Annotated in this window: 25 protein-coding genes and 1 tRNA gene; 15 read left to right on the top strand and 11 right to left on the bottom strand. The window is 72.1% G+C overall.

Annotation, left to right across the window (positions count from 1 at the left end):
• A partial coding sequence (locus tag MOJ79_RS11465; protein ID WP_241924278.1) for a hypothetical protein occupies window positions 1-417 on the bottom strand: 417 nt, incomplete at its 3' end.
• Window positions 418-453: 36 nt separating this feature from the next.
• Between MOJ79_RS11465 and MOJ79_RS11470 the strand changes: the two genes are divergently transcribed.
• From MOJ79_RS11470 to MOJ79_RS11480, 3 genes are all read left to right on the top strand, one after another.
• Window positions 454-1,200 carry a DUF3426 domain-containing protein gene (locus MOJ79_RS11470; RefSeq protein WP_241924279.1) on the top strand — a complete coding sequence of 249 codons (747 nt, stop codon included), beginning with the start codon at window positions 454-456 and terminating at the stop codon, window positions 1,198-1,200.
• A gap of 36 nt (window positions 1,201-1,236) precedes the next feature.
• A complete protein-coding gene (locus MOJ79_RS11475) occupies window positions 1,237-2,142 on the top strand; it encodes a carbohydrate kinase family protein (protein WP_241924280.1) in 906 nt (301 codons plus the stop codon).
• A 71-nt stretch (window positions 2,143-2,213) separates the two neighbouring features.
• Complete coding sequence (locus MOJ79_RS11480) at window positions 2,214-2,546, top strand: hypothetical protein (protein ID WP_241924281.1); 333 nt, start codon at window positions 2,214-2,216, stop codon at window positions 2,544-2,546.
• A gap of 99 nt (window positions 2,547-2,645) precedes the next feature.
• Here the strand turns inward: MOJ79_RS11480 and MOJ79_RS11485 are convergent, their stop codons facing one another.
• The 8 genes from MOJ79_RS11485 to MOJ79_RS11520 all read right to left on the bottom strand — a co-directional run bounded on the left by MOJ79_RS11485 (window position 2,646) and on the right by MOJ79_RS11520 (window position 12,936).
• Entirely contained in the window at window positions 2,646-3,035 is a 390-nt protein-coding gene (locus MOJ79_RS11485) for a histone H1-like repetitive region-containing protein (protein ID WP_241924282.1), read from the bottom strand.
• 210 nt (window positions 3,036-3,245) lie between these two features.
• Window positions 3,246-4,484, bottom strand: a complete 1,239-nt coding sequence (locus tag MOJ79_RS11490) for a ribonucleotide-diphosphate reductase subunit beta (RefSeq protein ID WP_241924283.1) — start codon at window positions 4,482-4,484, stop codon at window positions 3,246-3,248.
• A gap of 161 nt (window positions 4,485-4,645) precedes the next feature.
• The gene (locus MOJ79_RS11495; RefSeq protein WP_241924284.1) at window positions 4,646-7,516 is read right to left on the bottom strand and encodes a ribonucleoside-diphosphate reductase subunit alpha; all 2,871 of its coding nucleotides are present in this window, start codon (window positions 7,514-7,516) and stop codon (window positions 4,646-4,648) included.
• 250 nt (window positions 7,517-7,766) lie between these two features.
• On the bottom strand, window positions 7,767-8,360 hold the full coding sequence (ampD, locus tag MOJ79_RS11500; RefSeq protein ID WP_241924285.1) for a 1,6-anhydro-N-acetylmuramyl-L-alanine amidase AmpD: 594 nt from the start codon (window positions 8,358-8,360) through the stop codon (window positions 7,767-7,769).
• The gene (locus tag MOJ79_RS11505) at window positions 8,347-9,825 is read right to left on the bottom strand and encodes a sigma-54-dependent transcriptional regulator (RefSeq protein WP_241924286.1); all 1,479 of its coding nucleotides are present in this window, start codon (window positions 9,823-9,825) and stop codon (window positions 8,347-8,349) included. The genes ampD and MOJ79_RS11505 overlap by 14 nt, the downstream gene beginning before the upstream one ends.
• A gap of 67 nt (window positions 9,826-9,892) precedes the next feature.
• On the bottom strand, window positions 9,893-11,866 hold the full coding sequence (locus MOJ79_RS11510) for a sensor histidine kinase (RefSeq protein ID WP_241924287.1): 1,974 nt from the start codon (window positions 11,864-11,866) through the stop codon (window positions 9,893-9,895).
• Window positions 11,859-12,092 (bottom strand): PP0621 family protein, encoded by a 234-nt coding sequence (locus tag MOJ79_RS11515; protein WP_241924288.1) that lies wholly within the window; start codon window positions 12,090-12,092, stop codon window positions 11,859-11,861. The genes MOJ79_RS11510 and MOJ79_RS11515 overlap by 8 nt, the downstream gene beginning before the upstream one ends.
• Before the next feature lie 4 nt (window positions 12,093-12,096).
• Window positions 12,097-12,936 (bottom strand): cytochrome C assembly family protein, encoded by an 840-nt coding sequence (locus MOJ79_RS11520; protein ID WP_241924289.1) that lies wholly within the window; start codon window positions 12,934-12,936, stop codon window positions 12,097-12,099.
• Window positions 12,937-13,003: 67 nt separating this feature from the next.
• Between MOJ79_RS11520 and ffh the strand changes: the two genes are divergently transcribed.
• Window positions 13,004-14,383, top strand: a complete 1,380-nt coding sequence (gene ffh / locus MOJ79_RS11525) for a signal recognition particle protein (RefSeq protein WP_241924290.1) — start codon at window positions 13,004-13,006, stop codon at window positions 14,381-14,383.
• A 571-nt stretch (window positions 14,384-14,954) separates the two neighbouring features.
• Here ffh and ftsY read toward each other — a convergent pair.
• Complete coding sequence (gene ftsY, locus MOJ79_RS11530; RefSeq protein ID WP_241924291.1) at window positions 14,955-16,016, bottom strand: signal recognition particle-docking protein FtsY; 1,062 nt, start codon at window positions 16,014-16,016, stop codon at window positions 14,955-14,957.
• A 69-nt stretch (window positions 16,017-16,085) separates the two neighbouring features.
• Here ftsY and MOJ79_RS11535 point away from each other — a divergent pair.
• From MOJ79_RS11535 to miaB, 6 genes are all read left to right on the top strand, one after another.
• Window positions 16,086-16,162: transfer RNA gene (locus tag MOJ79_RS11535), tRNA-Met, on the top strand.
• An 81-nt stretch (window positions 16,163-16,243) separates the two neighbouring features.
• The gene (locus tag MOJ79_RS11540; protein WP_241924292.1) at window positions 16,244-16,684 is read left to right on the top strand and encodes an archease; all 441 of its coding nucleotides are present in this window, start codon (window positions 16,244-16,246) and stop codon (window positions 16,682-16,684) included.
• An 11-nt stretch (window positions 16,685-16,695) separates the two neighbouring features.
• Window positions 16,696-18,126 carry an RtcB family protein gene (locus tag MOJ79_RS11545; RefSeq protein ID WP_241924293.1) on the top strand — a complete coding sequence of 477 codons (1,431 nt, stop codon included), beginning with the start codon at window positions 16,696-16,698 and terminating at the stop codon, window positions 18,124-18,126.
• Between the two features lie 181 nt (window positions 18,127-18,307).
• Window positions 18,308-19,042 (top strand): Mut7-C ubiquitin/RNAse domain-containing protein, encoded by a 735-nt coding sequence (locus MOJ79_RS11550; protein WP_241924294.1) that lies wholly within the window; start codon window positions 18,308-18,310, stop codon window positions 19,040-19,042.
• A gap of 71 nt (window positions 19,043-19,113) precedes the next feature.
• Window positions 19,114-19,497 (top strand): hypothetical protein, encoded by a 384-nt coding sequence (locus MOJ79_RS11555; protein ID WP_241924295.1) that lies wholly within the window; start codon window positions 19,114-19,116, stop codon window positions 19,495-19,497.
• Between the two features lie 11 nt (window positions 19,498-19,508).
• Window positions 19,509-20,867 carry a tRNA (N6-isopentenyl adenosine(37)-C2)-methylthiotransferase MiaB gene (gene miaB, locus MOJ79_RS11560; protein WP_241924296.1) on the top strand — a complete coding sequence of 453 codons (1,359 nt, stop codon included), beginning with the start codon at window positions 19,509-19,511 and terminating at the stop codon, window positions 20,865-20,867.
• Window positions 20,868-20,879: 12 nt separating this feature from the next.
• Here the strand turns inward: miaB and MOJ79_RS11565 are convergent, their stop codons facing one another.
• Window positions 20,880-21,158 carry a hypothetical protein gene (locus MOJ79_RS11565; RefSeq protein ID WP_241924297.1) on the bottom strand — a complete coding sequence of 93 codons (279 nt, stop codon included), beginning with the start codon at window positions 21,156-21,158 and terminating at the stop codon, window positions 20,880-20,882.
• 149 nt (window positions 21,159-21,307) lie between these two features.
• Between MOJ79_RS11565 and hemA the strand changes: the two genes are divergently transcribed.
• The 5 genes from hemA (at window position 21,308) to grxD (ending at window position 25,760) form a co-directional block, all read left to right on the top strand.
• Window positions 21,308-22,603, top strand: coding sequence for a glutamyl-tRNA reductase (hemA, locus tag MOJ79_RS11570; protein WP_119352533.1), 1,296 nt, complete (start codon window positions 21,308-21,310; stop codon window positions 22,601-22,603).
• 59 nt (window positions 22,604-22,662) lie between these two features.
• Window positions 22,663-23,772 (top strand): peptide chain release factor 1, encoded by a 1,110-nt coding sequence (gene prfA, locus MOJ79_RS11575; RefSeq protein ID WP_241924298.1) that lies wholly within the window; start codon window positions 22,663-22,665, stop codon window positions 23,770-23,772.
• Complete coding sequence (gene prmC / locus MOJ79_RS11580) at window positions 23,769-24,659, top strand: peptide chain release factor N(5)-glutamine methyltransferase (RefSeq protein ID WP_241924299.1); 891 nt, start codon at window positions 23,769-23,771, stop codon at window positions 24,657-24,659. The genes prfA and prmC overlap by 4 nt, the downstream gene beginning before the upstream one ends.
• 101 nt (window positions 24,660-24,760) lie before the next feature.
• Window positions 24,761-25,321, top strand: a complete 561-nt coding sequence (locus tag MOJ79_RS11585; protein ID WP_241924300.1) for a hypothetical protein — start codon at window positions 24,761-24,763, stop codon at window positions 25,319-25,321.
• Window positions 25,322-25,442: 121 nt separating this feature from the next.
• Window positions 25,443-25,760, top strand: a complete 318-nt coding sequence (gene grxD / locus MOJ79_RS11590; protein WP_119292343.1) for a Grx4 family monothiol glutaredoxin — start codon at window positions 25,443-25,445, stop codon at window positions 25,758-25,760.
• The last annotated feature ends 98 nt before the right edge of the window (window positions 25,761-25,858 follow it).

The following is a 25,858-nucleotide window of genomic DNA, read 5'->3' on the forward strand; positions in this document are numbered from 1 at the left end:
GAGCCGACTGCCGAGCCGACTGCCGAGCCGACTGCCGAGCCGACTGCCGAGCCGACTGCCGAGCCGACTGCCGAGCCGACTGCCGAGCCGACTGCCGAGCCGATCGCTGAACCGATCGCTGAACCGATCGCTGAACCGATCGCTGAACCGATCGCTGAACCGATCGCTGAACCGATCGCTGAACCGATCGCTGAAGCGATTGCAGAACCGGTCGCAGAGTCCATCGCGGAGCCAATCGGTGAACCGATCGGCGAGCCGGTCCTCGAGGCCGCGCAGCAAGCCCTCCCGGAACCCCCGGCGCAGCCGTTTGCCGAGTGGACGGCGACCGCCGACGCCCGCCCCGCGAACGAAGCGTCGTCGCCGCCGGTCGAAGCGGCGCTGACGTTCGATGTCGACGCCTCCGAGCCGGAGGTCCAAGGGCCCGGCCCTGCGCCCGACGCCGAGCGCGAGGCGATGGACGCCGACGGCGGCACGTCCCGCGAGCCGACGGGCGACGTCGTCGCACACACCGATGTCGCCGGATCCGAAGGCGCCTGCGCCGCGGCCGTGACGACGACGCTGGAGCCAGCGCGATCCGAGCCGCCGGCGCCAGGCGCCCCGGAGGCCGCCGAGACGCCCACCGAGACGCCCACCGAGACGCCCACCGAGACGCCCACCGAGACGCCCACCGAGACGCCCGCCGAGACGCCCGCCTTCGTGCGCGAGGCCGAGCGCGCGGCGCGCTGGCGCGCGCCGGAGGTCCGCGCGGCGCTGGCAGCTGCGGCGTTCCTGCTGACGGCAGCTGCCGTACTGCAGGGCACGCGCGCCTTTCACGAACCGATCGCGCACCTGTGGCCTGCGGCGCGCACGTGGCTCGAGCCGCTGTGCCGCATCGCCGGCTGCGACGACGGGCCAAGGCGGCGCATCGCCGGCCTGAGCGTCGAGAGCAGTTCGCTCGTCAAGGTCGACGACGGCGGGCATGCGATGCGGCTTTCGCTGGTGCTGCGCAACCGCGATCGCCAGCCGCTGGTGCTGCCGGCGATCGAGCTCACGCTCACCGACGTCTACGGCGGCATCGTCGCGCGCAAGGTGCTCGAGCCGCGCGAGCTCGGCGCGCGCGTCGCCAGCCTCGACGCCGGCGCCGAAATCTCGCTGCAGGCCGTGCTCGACACCGGCGAGCCGCGCGTCGTCGGCTACACGATCGAGATCTTCTACCCCTGAGCGGCCGCCGTCGCCGCTGCCGAAACCGGAGTTGCCATGCCCGCGCTGATCTGTGGCTCGCTCGCCTTCGACACCATCACGAATTTCCACGGCCGCTTCGCGCAGCAGATCCTGCCCGAGCAGGTGCACATCCTCAACGTCTCGTTCCTGGTGCCGACGCTGCGGCGCGAGTACGGCGGCTGCGCGGGCAACATCGCCTACACGCTGGCGCAGCTTGGCGGCGAGCCCGTCGTGATGGCTGCACTCGGCAGCGACGGCAGCGACTACCTCGCCCGGCAGAAGGCACTCGGTGTCGACACCTCGTGCGTGCGCGTCGAGCCCGACCACTACACGGCGCAGGCGATCATCATCACCGACGAGGACAACAACCAGATCACCGCCTTCCACCCCGGCGCGATGGCGCAGGCCCACCTGACGCCGGTGCCCGCGCGCGACGACCTGAAGATCGGCATCATCGCCCCCGACGGGCGCGACGCGATGCTGCAGCACGCCGAGCAGATGCACGCTGCGGGCATTCCGTTCGTGTTCGACCCCGGCCAGGGGCTGCCGATGTTCGACGGCGCCGAGCTGCGCCGCTTCGTCGAGCGCGCGACGTGGGTCGCCGTCAACGACTACGAGGCGCGCATGCTGTGCGAGCGCACCGGCGCCGACCTCGCCGGCCTGTCGCGTTCGCACCTGCAGGGCGTGATCGTCACGCTCGGTGCCGACGGCTGCGAGCTGTGGATCCAGGGCGAGCGCACACACGTCCCGGGCGTGCCGGCCCGCGAGGTCGTCGATCCGACGGGCTGCGGTGACGCGTTCCGCGGCGCGCTGCTGTACGGGCTCGAGCGCGGCTGGCCGCTGGCGCGCTGCGTCGAGCTCGGCAACCGCGTCGGCGCGCTGAAGATCGCGTGCCGCGGCGGCCAGAACCACCGCCTCGACCGTGCGATGTTGCCGCTGTGACGCGAGCGCAGCGCCTTCAGACGCGATCCGCCCCGGCCGATAGCGCAAGCATGATGAGTGCTGAAACGCTGATGTGGGCCACCGCGGCGGCGGTGGGATCGGGCCTGCTCGCAGGCGTGGGCGTCGGTGTCTGGGCACGGCGCCAGATCACGGCGCTGCGTGCGCAGGTCGAACACAGCGAAGCGGCCCGCACGGTGGCCGTCGAGCGGGCGCGTCAGGGGCGCCAGCAGATCGCACAGCTGCAAGAAGAGCTCACTGCAGCCAAGGCGGAACTCGGCACGCGCAAGAGCGAACAGTCGCGTCGCGACGAGGTCGCGCGCCGGCTCGACGAAGAGCCGACGATGGTGCTGCCGCGACGCGAATTGCCGTCTACCGGCTTTGCCGACACGATGCCGCTGGCCTGAGCGCGACAGACGCAGCGGGATCCCGAACACGCCGCGCGGCCAGACCGCGCCAACAAAAAGACCCGGCCAAGGCCGGGTCCGTCGCAGGGGCCAGACGGCTTAGGGCTTGTTCCCGGTCGGGAACGGCCAGGCCGCCGCAGGGCTCAACGTCGTCTTCGCCGCAGGCGTCGGCGCAGGGGCAGGCTTGGCCGGGGCCTTCTTCGCCGCCGCCTTTTTCGCGGGGGCCTTCTTCGCGGCCGCCTTCTTCGCCGGGGCCTTCTTCGCGGCCGCCTTCTTCGCCGGGGCCTTCTTCGCGGCGACCTTCTTGGCCGGGGCCTTCTTCGCGGCGACCTTCTTGGCCGGGGCCTTCTTCGCGGCCGCCTTCTTGGCCGGCGCGGCCTTCTTCATCGCCGGCTTCTTCGCCGGGGCCTTCTTGGCCGGCGCCTTCTTCGCGGCCGCCTTCTTCGCGGGGGCCTTCTTGGCCGTGGCGGCCTTCTTCGCAGTTGCCATTTCGATCTCCTTGATCAAGTTGCGAAAGCTCCGCACCCACATGCGGCGCGGAATTCACCCACGGGCTTGTTCGGCGCCGTCCTGCTCGCGCCGCCGACCCGTTGCGGTGAACGGGGTTGCGGGCCACGCCGGCCACTTCTTTGATGGCCGTGCGTCACCCGCAGGTCTTGATCTTTCACCGGCAGCGAAGCGCAGCCCCTGGGCCGCGCCTCACTCCCACGACAGCGCGCCGCCCGTCTGGTACTCGATGACGCGCGTCTCGAAAAAGTTGCGCTCCTTCTTCAGGTCGATCATCTCGCTCATCCACGGGAACGGGTTCTCCTCGTTCGGGAAGAGCTCCTCCAGGCCGATCTGCGTCGCTCGCCGGTTGGCGATATAGCGCAGGTAGCCTTTGAACATGGACGCATTGAGACCGAGCACGCCGCGCGGCATCGTGTCCTCGGCGTAGCGGTACTCGAGGTCGACCGCCTTCAGGAACAGGGCCTTGATCTCGGCCTTGAACTGCGGCGTCCAAAGGTGCGGGTTCTCGAGCTTGATCGCGTTGATCAGGTCGATGCCGAAGTTGCAGTGCATCGACTCGTCGCGCAGGATGTACTGGTACTGCTCGGCCGCGCCGGTCATCTTGTTCTGCCGCCCCAGCGCGAGGATCTGCGTGAAGCCGACGTAGAAGAACAGCCCCTCCATCAGGCACGCGAACACGATCAGGCTCTTGAGCAGCGTCTGGTCGGCCTCGGGGGTGCCGGTGCGGAAGTTCGGGTCCATGATCGCGTCGATGAACGGGATCAGGAACTCGTCCTTGTCGCGGATCGACGGGATCTCGTGGTAGGCGTTGAAGATCTCGCTCTCGTCGAGCCCCAGCGACTCGACGATGTACTGGTAGGCGTGCGTGTGGATCGCCTCCTCGAACGCCTGGCGCAGCAGGAACTGCCGGCATTCGGGCGCCGTGATGTGGCGGTACGTGCCCAGCACGATGTTGTTGGCCGCCAGCGAGTCGGCCGTGACGAAGAAGCCGAGGTTGCGCTTGACGATGCGGCGCTCGTCCTCGGTCAGGCCGTTCGGGTCCTTCCACGTCGCGATGTCGCGCGACATGTTGATCTCCTGCGGCATCCAGTGGTTCGCGCAGGTGGCGAGGTACTTCTCCCACGCCCACTTGTACTTGAACGGCACCAGCTGGTTGACGTCGGTCTGGCCGTTGATGATGCGCTTGTCGGCGACGTTGACGCGGCGCTGGCTCGCGGCCTGCGCGCTCGGCGCCTTGGGCATCACCGGCATTGCCGCCGGCACTGCGGCAGGCCGCGCCGCGACGGCCGAGGCCAGCGCGGGCATCGGCATCGACGAGGGAGTCAGCAGGGGTGACGGGGTCACGGGCCGCGCGTCGCGAGGCAGGTTCGGCGCAGCGGGGTTCGCGGTTGTCGAGGTGGGGCGAACGTCGTCTTCCCAGACCAGCATGTTGTGTACGTCCTGTGGCGTTGAATTATCGGAGTGTTGCGTGCGAACACCAAGCACTTCTTGACATCGACGACCCGAAGTTGTTGCGGTCGCGCATCGACGCAGCGACGAGCGAAGCCGGCGCTCGATCGCTGCATCGTCGATGACTCATGCGCTCGACCTCACTGGCACGCCTCGCACGTCGGGTCGTCGATCGCGCAGAACTTGACGTCGCTCGCCGGCTCGGCCGCAGCCATCGCCGGATCGTGCCCCGCCTGCGGCACCGCGTTGAGCTGGCGCGTGTTGACGGTGCTCATCTCGACGTGCGTCGCGCTCGTCGTGCGCAGGTAGTACGTCGTCTTCAGGCCGCGCAGCCACGCGAGCTTGTAGGTCTCGTCGAGCTTCTTGCCCGACGCGCCGGCCATGTAGATGTTCAGGCTCTGCGCCTGGTCGATCCACTTCTGCCGCCGCGCCGCCGCCTCGACCAGCCACGCGGGCTCGATCTCGAACGCGGTGGCGTAGAGCTGCTTGAGCTCGCCCGGCACGCGGTCGATCGCGCGCAGCGAACCCTTGTAGTGCTTCAGGTCCATCAGCATCACGTTGTCCCACAGCCCCAGGCGCTTGAGGTCGCGCACCAGGTACTCGTTGACGACCGTGAACTCGCCCGACAGGTTCGACTTGACCGCCAGGTTGCCGAAGCTCGGCTCGATCGACGCGTCGACGCCGATGATGTTGGAGATCGTTGCCGTCGGCGCGATCGCGACGCAGTTGGAGTTGCGCATGCCGTGCTGCGCGATGCGCGCGCGCAGCGCGTCCCAGTCCATCGTCGCCGACGTGTCGACCTCGACGTAGCCGCCGCGCTCCTGCGCCAGCAGCTTGAGCGTGTCCAGCGGCAGGATGCCGCGGTCCCACAGGCTGCCGCGGTAGCTCGAGTAGCGCCCGCGCTCCTCGGCGAGCTCGGTCGACGCCCAGTAGGCGTGGTAGCACACCGCCTCCATCGAGCGGTCGGCGAACTCGACCGCCTCGGCGCTGGCGTACGGGATGCGCAGCTGGTACAGGCAGTCCTGGAAGCCCATGATGCCGAGACCCACCGGCCGGTGGCGCAGGTTGCTGTCGCGCGCCTTCTTGACCGCGTAGTAGTTGATGTCGATGACGTTGTCGAGCATGCGCATCGCCGTGGCCACCGTCTTCTTCAGCTTGGCCTGGTCGATGACCTTGCGGCCGTCGGGGCCGTCCGTCAGGTGCTGCGCGAGGTTGACACTGCCGAGGTTGCACACCGCGATCTCGGTATCCGAGGTGTTCAGCGTGATCTCGGTGCACAGGTTCGAGCTGTGCACGACGCCCACGTGCTGCTGCGGCGAACGCACGTTGCAGGCGTCCTTGAACGTGATCCACGGATGCCCGGTCTCGAACAGCATCGTCAGCATCTTGCGCCACAGGTCCAAGGCCCGCATGCGCTTGTACAGCTTGATCTCGCCGCGGTCGACCTTGGCCTCGTAGTCGAGGTAGGCGCGCTCGAAGTCCTGCCCGAATTTGTCGTGCAGGTCGGGGCAGGTCGAGGGCGAGAACAGCGTCCAGTGGCCGCCCTCGATGACGCGCTTCATGAACAGGTCCGGGATCCAGTTGGCGGTGTTCATGTCGTGCGTGCGCCGGCGGTCGTCGCCGGTGTTCTTTCGCAGCTCGAGGAACTCCTCGATGTCGAGGTGCCAGGTCTCGAGGTACGCGCACACGGCGCCCTTGCGCTTGCCGCCCTGGTTGACGGCGACCGCGGTGTCGTTGACGACCTTCAGGAACGGCACCACGCCCTGGCTCTTGCCGTTGGTGCCCTTGATGTAGCTGCCCAGCGCGCGCACGCGCGTCCAGTCGTTGCCCAGGCCGCCGGCGAACTTGGACAGCAGCGCGTTCTCCTTCAGCGCCTCGTAGATGCCCTCGAGGTCGTCCGAGACGGTGGTCAGGTAGCAGCTCGACAGCTGGCTGCGCCGCGTGCCGCTGTTGAACAGCGTCGGCGTCGAGCTCATGAAGTCGAACGTCGACAGCACGTCGTAGAACTCGATCGCGCGCGCCTCGCGGTCGATCTCGTTGAGCGCCAGGCCCATCGCGACACGCATGAAGAAGGCCTGCGGCAGCTCGATGCGCCGCTCGTCGATGTGCAGGAAGTAGCGGTCGTACAGCGTCTGCAGGCCGAGGTAGTCGAACTGCAGGTCGCGCTCGGGCTTGAGCGCGGCACCCAGCCGCGCGAGGTCGAACTGCAGCAGCCGCTCGTCGAGCAGCTCGGCGGCCACGCCCTTCTTGATGAACTGCGGGAAGTACTCGGGGTAGCGCTCGCCCATCTGCGCCTGCGTCGTCTCCTCGCCGAGGATCTCCTGGCGGATCGTGTGCAGCAACAGGCGCGCCGTGGCGCGGGTGTAGGCGGGCTCGCGCTCGATCAGCGTGCGCGCGGCGAGGATCGCGGCCTTGTGCACCTCGGCCATCGGCACGCCGTCGTACAGGTTGCGCCGTGTCTCGGCGAGGATCGGCTCGGCCTTCACCTCGTCACCGAGCCCCTCGCAGGCCGAGGCGATCAGCGCCTGCAGCTTTGCCTCGTCGAGCGGCACGCGCTGGCCGCGCTCGTCGGTGACGTGCAGCGCCGGTGCCGCCGGCGCCGCGGCCTGCGCCTGCTTCGCGCGCTCCTGCGCACGGCGCTCGCGGTACAGCACGTAGGCGCGCGCGACCTCGTGGTGGCCGCCGCGCATCAGGCCGAGCTCGACCTGGTCCTGCACGTCCTCGATGTGGAACGTGCCGCCGCCCGGGCGCGAGCGCAGCAGCGCGCGCACCACCGTCTCGGTCAGCTCGTCGACCGTCTCGCGCACGCTCGCCGACGCCGCGCCCTGCGTGCCGTGCACCGCGAGGAAGGCCTTCATCAGCGCCACCGCGATCTTGTTCGGCTCGAACGCGACCACCGCGCCGTTGCGGCGGATGATCTGGTAGCCCTGGTAGGCGCTCACCGGGGCAGCGGTGGCGGCAGCGGGGCGGGCGGGGTACGCGGCGGCAGGGCTGTGGGTGACGGTTTGCATGGGACTCCTCGGGTTGGGGCACGCCGGTGACGGCACCGGCGTGCCGCCACGGCGCACGGCCGGAGGACGCCCTTCCCAGGACGTCCTGCAGCGGCCGCAGGTGAACAAACTTGTGGACAACCCGTGCAGTGGCCTGGGACAGCACACACTACATCTGGGGTCATTGAACGTATTAGAACACTACCGGTAGTGTACTGCGCGTGCGGGCTTGCCCCGATGGCGTCGCGCCAGAGACGCGGCGCAGCCCCAGTCAGGCCGCGAGTCTCGGCGGCTCGCGATGCGCGAAGGCGCGGTGCCGCGCGAGTGCATCGCGCAGCGCCGCCCAGTCGAAGCCGGGGCCGGGGTCGGCCTTGCGCCCCGGCGCGACGTGCTCGTGGCCGGCGACGTCGGCGATCGGGTAGCGGCGCGCGAGCGCGGCCAGCAGCGTCACGAGCGAGCGGTACTGTGCGCGTGTGAACGTGTCGCCCTCGAGCCCCTCGAGCTCGACGCCGATCGACCAGTCGTTGCACTGCTCGCGCCCGCGCCAGCACGACACGCCGGCGTGCCAAGCGCGGTCGTCGCACGAGACGAACTGCAGGCGCCGGCCGTCGCGGCGGATCAGGAAGTGCGCCGACACCTGCAGCCCGCGGATGCGCTGGTAGTACGGGTGTGCGTCCCAGTCGAGCCGGTTCGTGAACAGGCGCTCGATCGCGTCGCCGCCGTAGTGTCCGGGCGGCAGGCTGATCGAGTGGACCACCACCAGCGTCACCGCCTCGCCGGGCGGGCGCGGACCGAAGTTCGGCGACGGCACGTGGCGCGCGCCGCCCCACCAGCCGCGCGACCAGCCAAGCTCAGCCGTCGCCACGCTCGCCGCCGGGCTCGGGCACGTCGACGCCGAGCCGCGCCATGCGGTAGCGCATCTGGCGCAGCGTGAGGCCGAGGCTCGCGCCGGCGGCCGTGCGGTTGTAGCGGTGGCGCGCCAGCGCACGCTCGAGGATGTCGCGCTCGACCGCGTCGAGGTGCGCGACGAGGTCGCGCGGCAGCGGCGCATCGGCCGCGCCGGGCGGCAGCGCGGCATCGGCCTCGGGCACGGCGGGCGGCTCGTCGGCCACCTCGGCCAGCGCGATGTCGGGCAGCCCGAGGTCGGCGACGTCGATCACGTCGCCGCCGGCGAGCGCGACCGCGCGGTGCAGCAGGTTCTCGAGCTCGCGCACGTTACCCGGGAACGGATAGCGCGCCAGCCGCTGCAGCGCTGCCGGCGACAGCACGAGCGGCGCACCGACGCCGGCGTCGGCGGCCAGCCGCGCGAGCACGGCCTCGCAGATCGCCGGCAGGTCGTCGAGCCGTTCGCGCAGCGGCGGCACGCGGATCTGGATCACGTTGAGGCGGTAGAACAGGTCCTGCCGGAAGCGGCCGGCCTGCACCTCGGCGGCGAGGTCCTTGTGCGTCGCGCTGACCAGGCGCACGTCGACCGGCGTCTCGGCGGTGGCGCCCACCGGCCGCACCGAGCGCTCCTGAATCGCGCGCAGCAGCTTGCTCTGCATCGCCAGCGGCAGGTCGCCGATCTCGTCGAGGAACAGCGTGCCGCCCTGCGCGGCCTGGAAGAAGCCCTCGCGGTCCTCGGTCGCGCCGGTGAACGCGCCCTTGCGGTAGCCGAAGAACTCGGCCTCGAGCAGCGCCTCGGGGATCGCCCCGCAGTTGACGGCGATGAAGGGCCGCCCGGCGCGCGGGCTGACGTCGTGGATCGCGCGCGCGACGAGTTCCTTGCCGGTGCCCGACTCGCCCTGCACGAGCACCGGCGCCATGCTGCGCGCGACCTTCTCGATCAGCGAGCGCACCTGCTGCATCGCCGTCGAGCGACCGACGAGCCGGCGCAGCCCCGCGGCCGGCGCGGTCGGCGCCCCGCCGGCGGCACGCGCGGCCGGCGTCGCCACCGCCGCCGGCGGTGCCGCACCGAGCCCGAGCGCCGACGCGACGACGGTGCGGAACTGGCGCAGGTCCACCGGCTTCGTCAGGTAGTCGAACGCACCAGCCTTCAGTGCTTCGACGGCGTTCTCGGCCGAGCCGTACGCGGTGATCACGACGGCCTTCTCGCCGCGCGCGTTCGACTCGAGCCAGTGCAGCACGTCGAGGCCGCTGCCGTCGGGCAGCCGCATGTCGGTGATGACGGCGCTGTACGCGCCCGCGCGCAGGCGGCCGAGCGCCTCGTCGACGGTGTCGGCGGTGTCGACCTCATAGCCCTCGCGCACCAGCGTCAGCTCGTAGAGCGTGCGCAGGTCGGGCTCGTCGTCGACGACGAGCAGGCGGTGGCTGGACGGCGTCGCGCTCACTGCGGCACTCCGGGGGCCGCCGGCGGTCGGCCGGCGCATCGCGGAGCAGCGGGGCGCATCGCGGGGCTCATGCGCGCTCGGGTGCCGCGGCGGCACGCATCGTGATCACGAACTCGTTGCGGTGGCGGTGGCCCGCGGGCCGTTGGCGGTAGTCGATCGCGGCGCCGTAGCGCTCGCACAGTTCGCGGCAAATATACAGGCCGAGACCGGTGCCGCGGCTGCGCGTCGAGAAGAACGGCTCGAACAGGTGGCGCTCGACGTCGGGCGCGATCGGCTCGCCGTCGCTGGCCACGACGAGCTCGACCTCGCCCGGCGACGCGCGCGCGAGCCGCAGCACGATCGCCCCGGCCTCGGCGCTCGCGTGGCGGCGTGCGTTGTCGAGCAGGTTGACGAGCACGCGGCGCAGGTGGTCGGGGTCGAACCACACGGGCAGCGGGCCCGCGTCGAGTTCGAGCGCCAGCCGCCCGCCCGCGCCGGGTGCGAGGCCGGCCGTCGTCGCCCAGTCGTGCGCGATCGCCGCGACCTCGGCAGCGGCGTCGACCTCGCGCGGCGTCGCCGCGGCGCCGGCGGCGACCTCGAGCACGTCGTCGACGATGCGCTTCAGGCGCTCGACGTTGTCGGCCACCATCGCCGCCAGCCGCTGCTGGCCCGGCGCCGTGAGGTCCTCGCGCAGCAGCGCGTTGGCCTGCGCGATGGCCGCCAGCGGGTTACGGATCTCGTGCGCGATGCCCGCCGACATGCGCCCCATCGCCGCGAGTTTTTCCTGCCGCGTGCGCGCGACGACGGTGCGCACGTCCTCGATGAACAGCACGCACAGCTCCTCGCTCGCCGGCGACTCGGCGTCGCCCGCCTCGTCGGCGGCCCGGCGGCGCGTGAAGCGCACCCGCAAGCGCAGCATGCGGCTCGCGCCGGCACCGAAGTCGAGCTGCACGTCGCGCCCGCCCTCGGGCCACGGCGCCTCGCGAAACGCCTGCTCGACGGCCTGCGTCAGCGCGCGCCATGCCGGCACGCTGCGCAGCGAGAACGGCGGCGTCGGCGCGAGCCCGTCGGCCACCAGCAGCCGGCGCGCAGCCGGGTTGGCCGTGCGCACGCGCGCACGGCGGTCGATCACGAGCACGCCCTCGCCCATCTCGTCGATCACGAGGCGGTTCAGCTGCGCCTGCTGGCGCGCGATCTCGAGGCTGCCGCGCGCGGTCAGCTCCTCGCGTGCGAGGCGGCCCGCGAGCTCGCCGGCCAGCAGCGTGACGATGAACAGCCCGATGCCGGTCAGCCCGGCCGGCGTCATCGCCGCCGTCAGCTCGACGCCGCCGAGCGTCAGGCGCCAGCCGTTGGCCAGCAGCAGCAGCGTCACCGCCGCCGCGGTGCCCAGCGCCGACAGGCGCGGCGTCAGCACGCCGGCCATCAGCACCGGCAGCACGAGCAGCGCGACGTAGTTCAGGTTCGGCGACGGCTCGAGCAGGTACAGCGTGGAGAACGCGAGCAGGTCCACGCCGATCGTCGCCAGCCACTGTCCGCGGCCCAGGCGCGACGCGCTGCCCGCGTGCGCGTCGCCGCCGCGGCGCGGCCACAGCCACACCGCCAGTGCCTGCAGCGCGTAGGCGCTGCTGAGCACCAGCGGCAGCGCCGCAGTGCGCACGCCGAGCAGGTTGCCGACGACGATCGCCGCCAGCAGCGCGACGCCGAGCGCCGCGCGCGCCGCGAGGAAGGTGCGGTAGATGCGCTGGAACGCCGTCGGGCCGCTGCCGACGATGCGGCGCGCCTGGCGCGACAGGAAGCGGCTGTCGGTCGCGTCGGCGGCGCTCCAGCCGGGTGCGAAGCGCGACTCGGCGTCGTCTTGCGGGCGCGAGTCGGCGGCCATCCCGATGGCTGCGAACCACGACGCGTCGAAGTCGGCGCCGGTGCTCGCGCGGCGGTCGCTCTGCCGGCGGTCGCGCTGGCGCCGGTCGCCCTGCCGGCGGTCCGCCGTGCGGCGGTCGCCGCCGCGCCGCCGCTCGCCGCGGCGGCGCTCGGGCGTCTCGGCGTCGCGCCCGCCGTCAGCCATCGACGCGCGGCCCGGCGTCGCGGTGCGCCTCGCTGCAGTACGCGCGGCCGGCAGCGACCAGGGCTTCGCTGCGTGGCAGGTGCACGCCGCAGTGGGCGCAAGTGATCATGTCTTCGGAACCCCGGCGCCTGGGGGTGGACGAAGGCGATCCGGCGCGCCCGCGGCGGCCGAACATCAGCCACAGCACGAGGCCGACGACGAGTGGGACGACGACGAACTTGGCCATCGCGTCAGCGCCCGCGCATCAGCAGCACTTCGAGCACGAAGCGCGAGCCGACGTAGGCCAGCACGAGCAGGCCGGCACCCACGTACAGCCAGCGCGTCGCGCGGCGGCCGCGCCAGCCCTGCAGCCGGCGCCCGGCGATCAGTGCCGCGAACGTCGCCCAGCCGAGCAGCGAGAACACCGTCTTGTGATCCCAGCGCCACAGCCTCGGCGTGCCGAGCGAGGTCGCCACGCCGAGCAGCAGCGCGAGGCTGAGCACGACGAAGCCGGCGTCGACGAAACGGAACGTCAGCCGCTCCAGCCGCAGCAGCGGCAGCCCCAGCGGCCCGGTGCCGCCGCCCAGCGGCGCCGCCTTCGCGCGCAGCCGCCGCTCGGCGGCGTCGAGCATCAGCGCATGCAGCACGGCGGCGCCGAACAGCCCGTACGAGACGATGCCCAGCAGCCAGTGCAGCGGCAGCCAGCCCGATCCGGCCTGCGGCCGCACCTCGCCCGGGAACGCGGCGGCCAGCGGCACGACGAGCAGCGCGGCCACCGCGAGCAGGCGCCGCACGCCGGGCAGCGGCAGCAGGCGGCTCTCGACCTCGTGCACCCCGATGACGAGCCACACGGTGGCCGACATCGCCGGCGCGAAGCCGAAGCGCGCACCGGACCCCTCGGCGCCGACGCCGGCCACGTCGTAGACCAGCGCCAGCGCATGGAACAGCCAGCCGACGACCAGGCCCACGTTGGGCACGCGCTGCGTCGCGCCACCGGGCGCGAGGGCGACGATGTACGCCAGCGTCGCGACGAAGGCCGGCCACCACGTCCAGACGTTGGCCGCCCCGTCGGAGCCGATCGGTAAAATCATCGACTCAGTTTACTTTCGCGGCATCGCGCGCCCTGCATGGCGCCGCGCGCCCGCCGCCCGCGCCCCGATGGCCTCCGCCCTCACCGACCGCCTGTCGCGCCTGGTCAAGACGATGCGCGGCCAGGCGCGCATCACCGAAAGCAACGTGCAGGACATGCTGCGCGAGGTGCGCATGGCGCTGCTCGAGGCCGACGTCGCGCTGCCGGTCGTGCGCGACTTCATCGCGCGCGTCAAGGACAAGGCGCTCGGGCAGAAAGTCGTCGGCTCGCTGAACCCGGGTCAGGCGCTCGTGGGCATCGTCCACAAGGAGCTCGCCGCGACGATGGGCGACGGCGTCGCCGACCTGAACCTCGCGACGCAGCCGCCGGCGGTGATCCTGATGGCGGGCCTGCAGGGCGCCGGCAAGACGACGACGACCGCCAAGCTCGCCAAGCACCTGATCACCAGGCGCAAGAAGAAGGTGCTCACCGTCTCGGCCGACGTCTACCGCCCGGCGGCGATCGAGCAGCTCAAGACGGTCACGCAGCAAGCCGGCGCCGAGTGGTTCCCGAGCCGGCCCGACCAGCAGCCGCGCGACATCGCGCTCGCCGCGCTCGACCATGCGCGCAAGCACCACTTCGACGTGCTGCTCGTCGACACCGCCGGGCGGCTGGCGATCGACGAGGCGCTGATGGCCGAGATCCGCGACCTGCACGCGGCGCTCAAGCCGGTCGAGACGCTGTTCGTCGTCGACGCGATGCAGGGCCAGGACGCGGTCAACACCGCCAAGGCGTTCAAGGAGGCGCTGCCGCTGACCGGCGTGATCCTGACCAAGCTCGACGGCGACGCACGCGGCGGCGCGGCACTGAGCGTGCGGCAGGTCACCGGCGCACCGATCAAGTTCGCCGGCACGAGCGAGAAGCTCGACGGCCTCGAGGTGTTCGACGCCGAGCGCCACGCCGGGCGCGTGCTCGGCATGGGCGACATCGTCGCGCTCGTCGAGCAGGTGCAGGAAAGCGTCGACCTGAAGGCCGCCGAGAAGCTCGCCGCCAAGGTCAAGGCCGGCGACAGCTTCGACCTCGACGACTTCCTGATGCAGCTGCAGCAGATGAAGAAGATGGGTGGCCTGGGCGGCATGCTCGACAAGCTGCCGACCCAGCTCACCGCGAAGGCCGGCGCCGTCGACATGGACCGCGCCGAGCGCGAGGTGCGACGCATGGAGGGCATCATCCACTCGATGACGCCGCTCGAGCGCCGCAAGCCCGAGCTGATCAAGGCCAGCCGCAAGCGCCGCATCGCCGCCGGCGCAGGCGTTCACGTGCAGGAAGTCAACCGCCTGCTCAACCAGTTCGAGCAGATGCAGGCGATGATGAAGAAGATGAAGGGCGGCGGCCTCATGAAGATGCTCAAGCGCATGGGCGGCATGAAGGGACCCGGCGGCTTCATGCCGCCGGGTTTCGGGCGCTGACACCGTCGCGACGCTCGCTTCGCCATTGCGTCGCGTTCCGTCGGCCGCCGCTGGGATCGCGTTCTCGGCCCTTTGCGGCTGCTCGTGAGTGCCTGCTTGCGGCGGTTGAGGCGTGGCGCATGGCCCGGGCGTGCGTTCTCCGGCCCCGGCTCGCGCGTCACCGTTTGCAAACTGCCGTCGTCGTGCGATCGTCACCGTGTCTTCGTGCGTCGGTTGGGGCGAGCGCGAATCGGGCCTGCGCCCGCACGCCCGGGCCACGCGCCATGCCGATGAACGAGTACTGCCACTGCGAGGCGTGCCCAACACGGTGGACCGCAGGGCGATGGCGATGCCTGCGGGCGCAGGCCCGATTCGCGCTCGCCCCAACCTCGTCAGGCTACAAGCCGCGGCGACAGAACAGACGGTCGCGCGGCACGACGGTGAAGCGCGAGCGTGGGCCGGAGCACGCAGGCACCGCCATCGCCCTGCCGCCACGACCTGAGCAGGCCGAGCTCACGCTCAACCGACGTTCAAGGAACGCAACGGGCCGTAAGCGGCCGCCCGCCACCCACGGCCCGAACCCGAGGCCCGCTCAGCCCAAGAGCGCTTGCGCGAACTCGCGCGCGCTGAACGTCTGCAGGTCTTCGAGCTTCTCGCCGACGCCGATGAAGTAGACCGGCACCGGCCGCTCGCGTGCGATCGCCGCGAGCACGCCGCCCTTGGCGGTGCCGTCGAGCTTGGTGACGACGAGCCCGGTGAGCTGCAGCGCGTCGTCGAACGCCTTGACCTGCGCGAGCGCGTTCTGGCCCGTGTTGCCGTCGACGACCAGCAGCACCTCGTGCGGCGCACCGGCCTGCGCCTTGCCGATCGTGCGCTTGATCTTCTTCAGCTCTTCCATCAGGTGCAGCTGCGTCGGCAGACGCCCCGCGGTGTCGGCGATCACGACGTCGCAGCCGCGTGCCTTGCCGGCGACGACGGCGTCGAACGTGACCGCGGCGGGGTCGCCGCTTTGCTGGCTCACGATCTCGACGCGGTTGCGGTCGGCCCACACGGCGAGCTGCTCGCGCGCTGCGGCGCGGAACGTGTCGGCCGCGGCGAGCAGCACCTTCTGCTCGGCGTCGGCGAGGTGGCGCGTGAGCTTGCCGATCGACGTCGTCTTGCCGGCACCGTTGACGCCGACGACCATGATCACGGTCGGGGTGTGCTCGCCGATCGCCAGCGGCTTCTCGAGCGGGCGCAGCAGGTCGGCGATCGCGTCGACCAGCAGCGCCTTGACCTGCGCCGGGTCGGTGGCCTTCGCGTCCTTGACGCGGCGCTTCAGGTCGGCCAGTAGGAACTCGGTGGCCTTGACGCCGGCATCGGCCATCAGCAGCGCGCTCTCGAGCTCCTCGTACAGCGCATCGTCGATCTGCGTGCCGGTGAAGACCTGCGCGATGCTGTTGCCAGTCTTGCGCAGACCGGCACGCAGGCGGTCGAGCCAGCCGGCGCGCGGCGCAGCGGTGGCGGCGGCCGAAGCCTCGTGGGCCGGGGTGGCGACCGGCGCTTCGGCCGCCGGTGCAGGCACGGTCGCGACGGGCACAGGCTCGACGGCGGCGGACGACGCGGTCTCGGGCGCCGCCGGCGGCGGGGCCTTCTTGCGGAAGAAGCTGAACATCGGAAGCAGGCAGGTGGCGCCGTGCGGGGCCCGGCCGCCGGACGTGGCGCCGCTATAATGTGCGGCTCGGGCGCTTTAGCTCAGTCGGTTAGAGCGACGGAATCATAATCCGCAGGTCCGGGGTTCGAGTCCCTGAAGCGCCACCACATCCCCCCGAAGCCCCGCCGGCCGCTTGGCCGCGGGGCTTCGCTGTTTCTGGCGCCGCGTTCGGTGGCAGCATCGCGGGCATGACGACGGCCGGGGCTGCCCACTGGGAGCACTTCGAGCACGGCGCCGATATCGGCGTGCGCGGCGTCGGCACGACCGCGGCGCAGGCCTTCGAGCAGGCGGCGCTCGCGCTGACCGCGGTGATCACCGACCCCGCGCGCGTCGCGTCGCGCGACGCGGTGGACGTCGCGTGCGAGGCCGCCGACCTCGAGCTGCTGCTCGCGCAGTGGCTCAACGCGCTGGTCTACGAGATGGCGGTGCGCCGCATGCTGTTCGCCCGCTTCGACGTCGTCATCGACGACGGCCCGCCACTGCGGCTGCGCGCGCGCGCGTTCGGCGAGCCGGTCGACGTCGCGCGCCACCGCCCGGCGGTCGAGGTCAAGGGCGCCACCTACACCGCGCTGCGCGTCGCGCGCACGGCCGACGGCGGCTGGCTCGCGCAGACGGTGGTCGACGTCTGAGAGGACGAGGCATGGACACGACAGGGCTGATCCGCCACGGCGAGTGCGACTGGGAGATCCCGGCGCGCGGTGCGATGCACGTGCCGGTGCGCATCTTCGCGAGCGAGGCGCTCGTGCGCGCGATGGACGACAAGGTGCGCGAGCAGGCCGTCAACGTCGCGACGCTGCCCGGCATCGTCGGCGCGTCGTACGTGATGCCCGACGCGCACTGGGGCTACGGGTTTCCGATCGGCGGCGTGGCGGCGTTCGACGCCGACGCGGGCGGCGTCGTCTCGGCCGGCGGCGTCGGCTTCGACGTCTCGTGCGGTGTGCGCTGCCTGCACACGGGCCTGACGCGCGACGACGTGATGCCGGTGCAGAAGAAGCTCGCCGACGCGCTGTACGCCGGCATCCCGGCCGGCGTCGGCAGCACCGGCGCGATCCGGCTCAACGCCGCCGAGATGGACGCGATGCTCGCCGGCGGCGCGAAGTGGGCCGTCGCGCAGGGCTGGGGGCACGAGGCCGACCTCGAGCGCGTCGAGGAACACGGCCAGATGCTGCACGCCAAGCCCGGCGAGGTGTCGGAGCAGGCCAAGCGCCGCCAGCGCGACGAGATGGGCACGCTCGGCAGCGGCAACCACTACCTCGAGGTGCAGGAAGTCACCGAGGTCTACGACACCGCGATCGCCGCCGCCTACGGGCTCAAGGCGGGCGACGTCGTCGTGATGATCCACTGCGGCTCGCGCGGCCTCGGCCACCAGATCGGCACCGAGTTCCTGCGCCGCATGGTCGAGCAGGCGCCGGCGCACGGCCTCGTGCTGCCCGACCGCGAGCTCGCGTGCGCGCCACTGAAGTCCGAGCTCGGCCGCGCCTACCTCGGCGCGATGCGCGCGGCGATCAACTGCGCGCTCGCGAACCGCCAGATCCTCACGCACCTGACGCGCGGCGTGTTCGCCGACGTGCTGCCGAAGGCGCGGCTGCCGGTGCTCTACGACGTCTCGCACAACACCTGCAAGGTCGAGCGCCACCGCGTCGACGGCCAGTGGCGCGAGCTGTACGTGCACCGCAAGGGCGCCACGCGCGCGTTCGGCCCCGGCCACCCCGACCTGCCGCCGGCGCTGCGCGACGCCGGCCAGCCGGTGCTGATCGGCGGCTCGATGGGCACCGCCTCCTATGTGCTCGCCGGCACCGCGAAGTCGGAGTCGCTCGCGCTGTCGTCGGCGTGCCACGGCGCCGGGCGCGCGATGAGCCGGCAGCAGGCGCTCAAGCGCTGGCACGGACGGCAGGTCGTCGACGAGCTGGCCGCGCGCGGCATCCTGGTCCGCAGCCCGTCGTCGCGCGGCGTCGCCGAGGAGGCGCCGGGGGCGTACAAGGACGTGGCGGAAGTCGTCGACGCCGCCGACGCCGCGGGGCTCGCGCGCAAGGTCGCCCGCGTCGAGCCGCTCGTGTGCGTGAAAGGCTGAGCGCCGCGGCTCCAGGCCTGCCTGCGCAGGCCTGGACGGCGCGAAGGGCCCGAGCTCTGCGAGGGCCGGGGGCGAGCGCCGCGGCTCCAGGCCTGCCTGCGCAGGCCTGGACGGCGCGAAGGGCCCGAGCTCTGCGAGGGCCAGGGACGAGCGCCGCGTCGACGCCCGTGGCCGGGACCTGATGGCGCACGTGCACATCCGCTTCGACCGCGCGCTCGACGCGTTCCTGCCGCCGGCGCGGCGCGGCGTCGAGTTCGCGTACGACGCGGCGCAGGGCGCCACCGCGAAGCACGCGATCGAGGCGCTCGGCGTGCCGCACACCGAGGTCGGCACGGTGCGCATCGACGGGCGCGTCGCCGGGCTCGACCACCGGTTGCGCGACGGCGAGCACCTGCACGTCGACGCAGTGCCGCCGGCGACGACGCCGGCCGACGACCCGCGCTTCGTCGCCGACGCGCACCTCGCGCGGCTCGCGCGTTACCTGCGCTTCCTCGGCTTCGACACGCTGCAGCGCAACGCGTGGGACGACGCCGCGCTCGTCGCGATCGCGCGCGCCGAGCGGCGTGTCGTGCTGACGCGCGACCGCGCGCTGCTGATGCGCCGCGACGTCGAGCGCGGCTGCTGCGTGCGCGCGACCGCGCCACTGGCGCAACTGCGCGAGGTCTGCCTGCGCTATGGCCTGCGCGAGCACACCGGGCGTGCGCCGCGCTGCCTGCTGTGCAACGCGGTGCTCGAGCCGCTGCACGCACCGCCACCGGACGCCTCGCTGCCGCCGGCCGTGCGCGCGCGGCACGATGCGTTCTGGCGATGTGCGTCGTGCCGGCGCCTGTACTGGCGCGGCTCGCACTGGCAGCGGCTGCGCGGGCGTGTGCAGACCGCCTGTGCGCCACCTCCGGGCGCACCGCGGCCCGCCTAGAATCCGCGCCTCGAATCGCGGCCCCACGCTTCGCGCGGCCGCGCCGTCTTCACAGCCCCTGGATCCACACCATGTTCCGCTGTGTCCTGCCCGTCGCCGTCGCGATCGCGGTGGCGCTGCCCGCCGCCGCACAAGTGAAGCGCGAGTTTCCCCCCACCGCGCTGCGCGGCGAGGTCGTGTTCGTCTCGCCGCCCGACGTGACCCTCAACGGCGCGCCGGCGCGGCTCGCGCCTGGCGCGCGCATCCGCGGCGAGAACAACCTGCTGGTCATGCCAGCGTCACTGGCGGGCCACAAGCGGGTCGTGCACTACACCGTCGAAGCGACCACCGGGCTGCTGATGGACGTGTGGCTGCTGCGCGCCGACGAGCTGGCCAACGAGCCGTGGCCGACGAGCGTGCAGCAGGCGCAGGCGTGGTCGTTCGACCGCGCGGCGCAGAAGTGGACCAGGCCGTGACGGGGCGCGCGATGACGACGAAGAAGGTCTACATCCGCACCTTCGGCTGCCAGATGAACGAGTACGACTCGGACAAGATGGCCGACGTGCTGCGCGCCGCCGAGGGCTACGAGCCGACGAACGACCCCGAGCAGGCCGACCTGATCCTGTTCAACACCTGCTCGGTGCGCGAGAAGGCGCAGGAGAAGGTGTTCAGCGACCTTGGCCGCGTCAAGCACCTGAAGAGCAAGGGCGTGCTGATCGGCGTCGGCGGCTGCGTCGCGAGCCAGGAAGGCGAAGCGATCGTCGCGCGCGCGCCGTACGTCGACCTCGTGTTCGGACCGCAGACGCTGCACCGCCTGCCGCAGATGATCGAGGCGCGGCGGCGCGAGCAGCGAGCGCAGGTCGACATCAGCTTTCCCGAGATCGAGAAGTTCGACCATCTGCCGCCGGCACGCGTCGAAGGGGCCTCGGCCTTCGTCTCGATCATGGAAGGCTGCAGCAAGTACTGCAGCTACTGCGTCGTGCCGTACACGCGCGGCGAGGAAGTCAGCCGCCCGTTCGACGACGTGCTGACCGAAGTCGCCGGCCTCGCCGACCAGGGCGTCAGGGAGGTGACGCTGCTCGGGCAGAACGTCAATGCCTACCGCGGGACGATGGGCGACAGCGGCGAGATCGCCGACTTCGCGCTGCTGCTCGAGTACGTCGCCGAGATTCCCGGCATCGAGCGCATCCGCTACACGACGAGCCACCCCAACGAGTTCACCCAGCGGCTGATCGACGCCTACGCGAAGCTGCCGCAGCTCGTCAACCACGTGCACCTGCCGGTGCAGCACGGCAGCGACCGCATCCTCGCGGCGATGAAGCGCGGCTACACGGCGCTGCAGTACAAGAGCACGATCCGCCGGCTGCGCGCGGTGCGCCCGGACATCAGCGTGTCGAGCGACTTCATCGTCGGTTTCCCCGGCGAGAGCGACGACGACTTCGAGCAGCTGATGAAGCTCGTCGACGACGTCGGCTTCGACGCGAGCTTCAGCTTCGTCTTCAGCCCGCGCCCGGGCACGCCGGCAGCGAACCTGCCCGACGACACGCCGCACGAGGTCAAGCTCGCGCGGCTGCAGCGGCTGCAGGCCGCGCTGGAAGCGAACGTGCAGCGCATCAGCGCGAGCCGCGTCGGCACGGTGCAGCGCATCCTCGTCGAGGGGCCGTCGAAGAAGAACCCGGCCGAACTGATGGGGCGCACCGAGTGCAACCGCATCGTCAACTTCGACGGCGGCCCGCACGCCGGCCGCCTCGTCGGCCGGATGATCGACGTGCGCATCACGCAGGCGTTGCCGCACTCGCTGCGCGGCGAGGTCGCCGTGCGCGACGCCGACGCGCTCGCGGCGTAGGCCGACACGGCCTCAGCGCCGGCGCACGAAGCCCGACCACCACAGCGCGAGCGCGCAAGCGCCGACCATCAGGCCGTACGTCGCCATCTTGCCGTCACGCCCGAAGCCGACCAGCCCGCCGACCAGCACGGCAGCACCGGCGGCGGCCGCCCACAGCGCGAGCCGCGTCCAGCCGACGGCGGCGAGTTCGCGTCGCCACACCAGCTTGGCGACGGCGGCCGCCGTCGCGCCGACGAATAACGCCGGGGCGAAGAAATTGGCCAGGTGCCACAAGGCGTCGAGCGGACCCATCGTGCGACTGTCAAACCGTCAGCCGTCGGACCGTCAGCCGGCCGCTCGCGCTGCGTGGACTTGACGCCGATCAAGCTCGGCGCCCCGGCCGGTCGGCACCATCGGGATTCGCCTGAGGGTCGACGAGCGCCGAATCTTACAATTACGTCATGAGCGTCTTCGCGCTGGGGCTGAACCACACGACCGCGCCGCTGGACTTGCGTGGCCGTTTCGCGTTCGCGCCCGAGCAGCTGCCGCCGGTGCTGCGCGGATTCCGCGAACGGCTGCAGCGCGCGATGCCCGAGGCGGCGCTGGTGTCCACCTGCAACCGCACCGAGCTGTACGTCGCGGCGCGGCCCGACGCCGTGCGCGACCTGGTCACGCCGGCGCTGGGCTGGCTGGCCGAGCAAGGCGGCGTCAGCGCCGCGCAGCTGCAGTCGCACACCTACGTGATGGAAGACCGCGCCGCGGCGCGGCACGCGTTCCGCGTCGCCGCCGGGCTCGACTCGATGGTGCTCGGCGAGCCGCAGATCCTCGGCCAGATGAAGCAGGCCGTGCGCGGCGCCGACGAGGCCGGCACGCTCGGCACGACGCTGCACCAGCTGTTCCAGCGCTCGTTCTCGGTCGCCAAGGAGGTGCGTACGTCGACCGAGATCGGCGCGCACTCGATCAGCATGGCCGCCGCCGCGGTGCGGCTGGCGTCGCAGCTGTTCGAGGACCTGCGCGAGGTCAAGGTGCTGTTCGTCGGCGCCGGCGAGATGATCGAGCTGGTCGCGACGCACTTCGCCGCGCGCGAGCCGAAGCTGATGGCGGTGGCCAACCGCACGCTCGAGCGCGGCGAGAAGCTCGCCGGACGCTTCGGTGCGCAGGCGCTGCGGCTGGCGGACCTGCCGCAGCGGCTGCACGAGTTCGACGCCGTTGTCTCGTGCACCGCGAGCACGCTGCCGATCATCGGACTCGGCGCGGTCGAGCGCGCGCTGAAGGCACGCCGTCACCGCCCGATGTTCATGGTCGACCTCGCGGTGCCGCGCGACATCGAGCCCGAGGTCGGCGGCCTGTCCGACGTCTACCTCTACACCGTCGACGACTTGTCGACGCTGGTGCAGACCGCCGGCGAGAAGCGCCAGGCCGCCGTCGCGCAGGCCGAGGCGATCATCGACGCCGGTGTGCAGAGCTTCGTGCACTGGCTCGACCAGCGCGCCAGCGTGCCGCTGATCCAGGCGATCAACCGCCAGGCCGACGACTGGCGCGAGATCGAACTGGCGCGCGCGCGCCGGATGCTCGCGCGCGGCGAGAGCGTCGACGCCGTCCTCGACGCGCTCAGCCGCGGGCTGACGCACAAGCTGCTGCACGGCGCCTACGCCGAGCTCCACGCCGCCGACGGCGAACAGCGCGAACAGGTCGCCGACACCGTCTCGCGCCTGTTCCTGCGCCACGGCCGGCACGCCGACGGCCACCACCGCTAGCCGCGCCGCTGCGCCCGGGCCGTACCAGCCCGGCGCGGCCGCGCCCGCGCGCTCCGTCGATGAACGAACGCTTCCGTCACCAGTTCGAGCGCCTCGCGATGCGGCTGGTCGAGCTCGACGCCAGCCTTGCCGACCCGCGCGTGACGGCCGACATCGCGCGCTGGCGCGCGCTCAGCCGCGAGCAGGCCGAGGTGGCCGACGTCGTCGCGCGCTTTCGCGCCTATGAACGGCGCGAGCGCGACCTCGCCGCGGCGCGCGAGCTGCTCGCGCAGTCGGCCGACGACGCCGAGATGGCGGCGATGGCACGCGAGGAAATCGACGAGGCGCAGGCTGACCTCGAGCGGCTGCAGGCCGAATTGCAGGCCGCGCTGGTGCCAAAGGACCCCGACGACGCGCGCAACGCCTTCGTCGAGATCCGCGCCGGCACCGGCGGCGACGAGTCGGCGCTGTTCGCCGGCGACCTCGCGCGCATGTACCTGCGCTACTGCGAGCGGCAAGGCTGGCACACCGAGGTGATGAGCGCGAGCCCGTCGGAGCTCGGCGGCTACAAGGAGCTCGTGCTGCGCGTCGAAGGCGAAGGCGCCTACGGCAAGCTGCGCTTCGAGTCGGGCGGCCACCGCGTGCAGCGCGTGCCCGCGACCGAGAGCCAGGGCCGCATCCACACGAGCGCGTGCACGGTGGCCGTGCTGCCCGAGCCCGACGAAGCCGAAGACGTCCAGATCAATCCGGCCGACTTGCGCATCGACACGTTCCGCGCCAGCGGTGCCGGCGGCCAGCACGTCAACAAGACCGACAGCGCGATCCGCATCACGCACCTGCCCACCGGCATCGTCGCCGAGTGCCAGGACGACCGCAGCCAGCACCGCAACAAGGCCAAGGCGATGGCGGTGCTCGCGGCGCGGCTGCGCGAGCGCGAGCGCGCCGAGCGCGACGCGAAGGAAGCCGCGACGCGCAAGAGCCTGGTCGGCAGCGGCGACCGCAGCGACCGCATCCGCACCTACAACTTCCCGCAAGGGCGGCTGACCGACCACCGCATCAACCTGACGCTGTACAAGCTCGGCCAGGTGATGGACGGCGACCTCGACGACGTGATCGGCGCGCTGCGCGCCGCGCGCGCGGCCGAGCAGCTCGCCGCGCTCGAGAGCGGGCAGCGCGACGGACCCCCGTGAGCGAGCCCGCGCTCACCGTCGACGCGATACTGGCGCAGGCGCACGCGCTCGGCGTCGACCGCCTCGACGCGCAGCTGCTGATCGCGCACCGGCTGCAGCAATCGCGCAGCTGGGTGATCGCCCATGGCGACGACGTACTCGACACGGCGACGGCGCAGGCGGTGCGCGCCGACCTGCAGCGGCGTGCCGATGGTGTGCCGCTGGCCTACCTGACCGGCTGGCACGAGTTCCACGGCCTCGCGCTGCGCGTGACGCCGGCCGTTCTCGACCCGCGGCCCGACACCGAGACGCTCGCCGATTGGGCACTCGAGCTGCTGGCCGGCGAGTTGGCGGCGCTGCCCGCGCCGCAGGTGGTCGATCTCGGCACCGGCAGCGGCGCGATCGCGCTGGCCGTCGCGCACGGCTGTCCACGCGCGGTCGTGCGCGCCGTCGACGCGAGCGCCGACGCGCTGGCCGTCGCGCGCGCCAACGGCGAACGGCTCGGGCTGCCGGTGCAGTGGCTGCTCGGCGACTGGTGGCAGCCGGTCGGCGCGCCCGCGGTCGACCTCGCAGTGGCCAACCCGCCCTACATCGCGGCGGCCGACCCGCACCTGCCGGCACTGCGTCACGAGCCGCTGCAGGCGCTGAGCCCCGGCGTCGACGGTCTCGCAGCGCTGCGCGCGATCGTCGAAGGAGCGAGCGCTCACCTGTGCCGCGGCGCCTGGCTGCTGCTGGAACATGGCCACGACCAGGCCGACGCGGTGCGCCGGATGCTCGCGGCGGCGGGCTTCGACGCCGTGGCGACGCGACGCGACCTCGCCGGACACGAGCGTTGCACCGGCGGGCGATGGGGTCATGGCACGGCGTGCGAAATCCCGCAGCCGGCACGCGCCGGTGCGAGCCGGTAACCCGCCGGCGAGTGGGGCGGCGTACAGTGCACCTGACGACGGCGTGGACCCATGGGTGTACGCCACCCCGCGCGAGCAGCCGGGTGGCGAAGGAGTCGACGATGAACATGTTTCGAGTGCTGTGTGCCGCCTTGTGCACGCTGGCCGCCGGCACGGCGGCCGCCCAGAACGGACTCGTGGCCCCCGACGACACGCCTTGGCCGCGCTGGCAGCTGCGCGCCCAGTGGCTCGGCGCACCCGGGCTGTGGCACGACGTGCCGTCCACGTCGGGGCTGCGCATCGTTGGTGACTATTACCTGCTCGGCCTGCGCAGCGCCAGCGGCGAGTTCGCCGGTGGCCTGCGCGCGACCAGCGCGCTGACGTTTGCGCGGGGCGCGGCGCCGGCGGACCGCGCCGGTGCGGGCCTCGCGTGGCCGCCACGCGCGGTGCTGCCGGCTCCGAGTGCCGAGACGGCGTGGGGCGCACTGCCCTACGTCGGCGTGGGCTTCACCGGCGTGTGGCCGCGCGTCGGCTGGGGCGTCACCGCCGACCTGGGCTGGGGCGGTCACGGCAGCGGGTTGCGCTGGAAGGCTGCGGGTGCCGACGGCAGCGCGTACGACGACGTCGTGCGCGAGCTGCGCCTGGCGCCGACACTGCAGCTGGGCGTGACTTATTCGTTCTGACGCGCCGCGTCGACGGCGGCGCGGGCGCTGCTCACGCGATCAGGGCCATCGCGCGCGCCCCGACGGCCGATGCGGCCCGCGGGTAAAGTGCAGCCTTCGCCGATCCACCACACGATTGACCATGAACGACGTCCAGCAGCGCATCGACCAGCTCGTCAAGTCCCACCGCGTCGTGCTGTTCATGAAGGGCACGGCGCAGTTCCCGATGTGCGGTTTCTCGGGCCGCGCGGTGCAGATCCTCAAGGCCTGCGGTGTCGACGATCTGACCACCGTCAACGTGCTCGAGGACGAGGCGATTCGCCAGGGCATCAAGGAATACGCGAACTGGCCGACGATCCCGCAGCTGTACGTCAACGGCGAGTTCATCGGCGGCTCCGACATCATGATGGAGATGTACCAGAGCGGCGAACTGCAGCAGGTGCTCGGCACCGCGCAGTGAGCCGCCCGCCGCGCGAGCCGTCGGCCTGAACAGGCCCGGCGGCACGGCGCCGGCACGCCGCCGCGCGCGCATCGGCAGGCGTGGTGCGATGCGACGGC

Origin of the sequence: Calidifontimicrobium sp. SYSU G02091 (assembly GCF_022631395.1) — a bacterium.
GTDB classification, from domain to species: Bacteria; Pseudomonadota; Gammaproteobacteria; order Burkholderiales; family Burkholderiaceae_C; genus Calidifontimicrobium; species Calidifontimicrobium sediminis.

What these genes read in the sequence shown, in the direction of transcription:
- MOJ79_RS11470 (WP_241924279.1), top strand. Translation starts at nt 454, where the DNA reads ATGGACGCCGACGGCGGCACGTCCCGCGAGCCGACGGGCGACGTCGTC.
- MOJ79_RS11475 (WP_241924280.1), top strand. Translation starts at nt 1,237, where the DNA reads ATGCCCGCGCTGATCTGTGGCTCGCTCGCCTTCGACACCATCACGAAT.
- MOJ79_RS11480 (WP_241924281.1), top strand. Translation starts at nt 2,214, where the DNA reads ATGTGGGCCACCGCGGCGGCGGTGGGATCGGGCCTGCTCGCAGGCGTG.
- MOJ79_RS11485 (WP_241924282.1), bottom strand. Translation starts at nt 3,035, where the DNA reads ATGGCAACTGCGAAGAAGGCCGCCACGGCCAAGAAGGCCCCCGCGAAG.
- MOJ79_RS11490 (WP_241924283.1), bottom strand. Translation starts at nt 4,484, where the DNA reads ATGCTGGTCTGGGAAGACGACGTTCGCCCCACCTCGACAACCGCGAAC.
- MOJ79_RS11495 (WP_241924284.1), bottom strand. Translation starts at nt 7,516, where the DNA reads ATGCAAACCGTCACCCACAGCCCTGCCGCCGCGTACCCCGCCCGCCCC.
- MOJ79_RS11510 (WP_241924287.1), bottom strand. Translation starts at nt 11,866, where the DNA reads ATGGCTGACGGCGGGCGCGACGCCGAGACGCCCGAGCGCCGCCGCGGC.
- MOJ79_RS11515 (WP_241924288.1), bottom strand. Translation starts at nt 12,092, where the DNA reads ATGGCCAAGTTCGTCGTCGTCCCACTCGTCGTCGGCCTCGTGCTGTGG.
- MOJ79_RS11520 (WP_241924289.1), bottom strand. Translation starts at nt 12,936, where the DNA reads ATGATTTTACCGATCGGCTCCGACGGGGCGGCCAACGTCTGGACGTGG.
- ffh (WP_241924290.1), top strand. Translation starts at nt 13,004, where the DNA reads ATGGCCTCCGCCCTCACCGACCGCCTGTCGCGCCTGGTCAAGACGATG.
- ftsY (WP_241924291.1), bottom strand. Translation starts at nt 16,016, where the DNA reads ATGTTCAGCTTCTTCCGCAAGAAGGCCCCGCCGCCGGCGGCGCCCGAG.
- MOJ79_RS11540 (WP_241924292.1), top strand. Translation starts at nt 16,244, where the DNA reads ATGACGACGGCCGGGGCTGCCCACTGGGAGCACTTCGAGCACGGCGCC.
- MOJ79_RS11545 (WP_241924293.1), top strand. Translation starts at nt 16,696, where the DNA reads ATGGACACGACAGGGCTGATCCGCCACGGCGAGTGCGACTGGGAGATC.
- MOJ79_RS11550 (WP_241924294.1), top strand. Translation starts at nt 18,308, where the DNA reads ATGGCGCACGTGCACATCCGCTTCGACCGCGCGCTCGACGCGTTCCTG.
- MOJ79_RS11555 (WP_241924295.1), top strand. Translation starts at nt 19,114, where the DNA reads ATGTTCCGCTGTGTCCTGCCCGTCGCCGTCGCGATCGCGGTGGCGCTG.
- miaB (WP_241924296.1), top strand. Translation starts at nt 19,509, where the DNA reads ATGACGACGAAGAAGGTCTACATCCGCACCTTCGGCTGCCAGATGAAC.
- MOJ79_RS11565 (WP_241924297.1), bottom strand. Translation starts at nt 21,158, where the DNA reads ATGGGTCCGCTCGACGCCTTGTGGCACCTGGCCAATTTCTTCGCCCCG.
- hemA (WP_119352533.1), top strand. Translation starts at nt 21,308, where the DNA reads ATGAGCGTCTTCGCGCTGGGGCTGAACCACACGACCGCGCCGCTGGAC.
- prfA (WP_241924298.1), top strand. Translation starts at nt 22,663, where the DNA reads ATGAACGAACGCTTCCGTCACCAGTTCGAGCGCCTCGCGATGCGGCTG.
- MOJ79_RS11585 (WP_241924300.1), top strand. Translation starts at nt 24,761, where the DNA reads ATGAACATGTTTCGAGTGCTGTGTGCCGCCTTGTGCACGCTGGCCGCC.
- grxD (WP_119292343.1), top strand. Translation starts at nt 25,443, where the DNA reads ATGAACGACGTCCAGCAGCGCATCGACCAGCTCGTCAAGTCCCACCGC.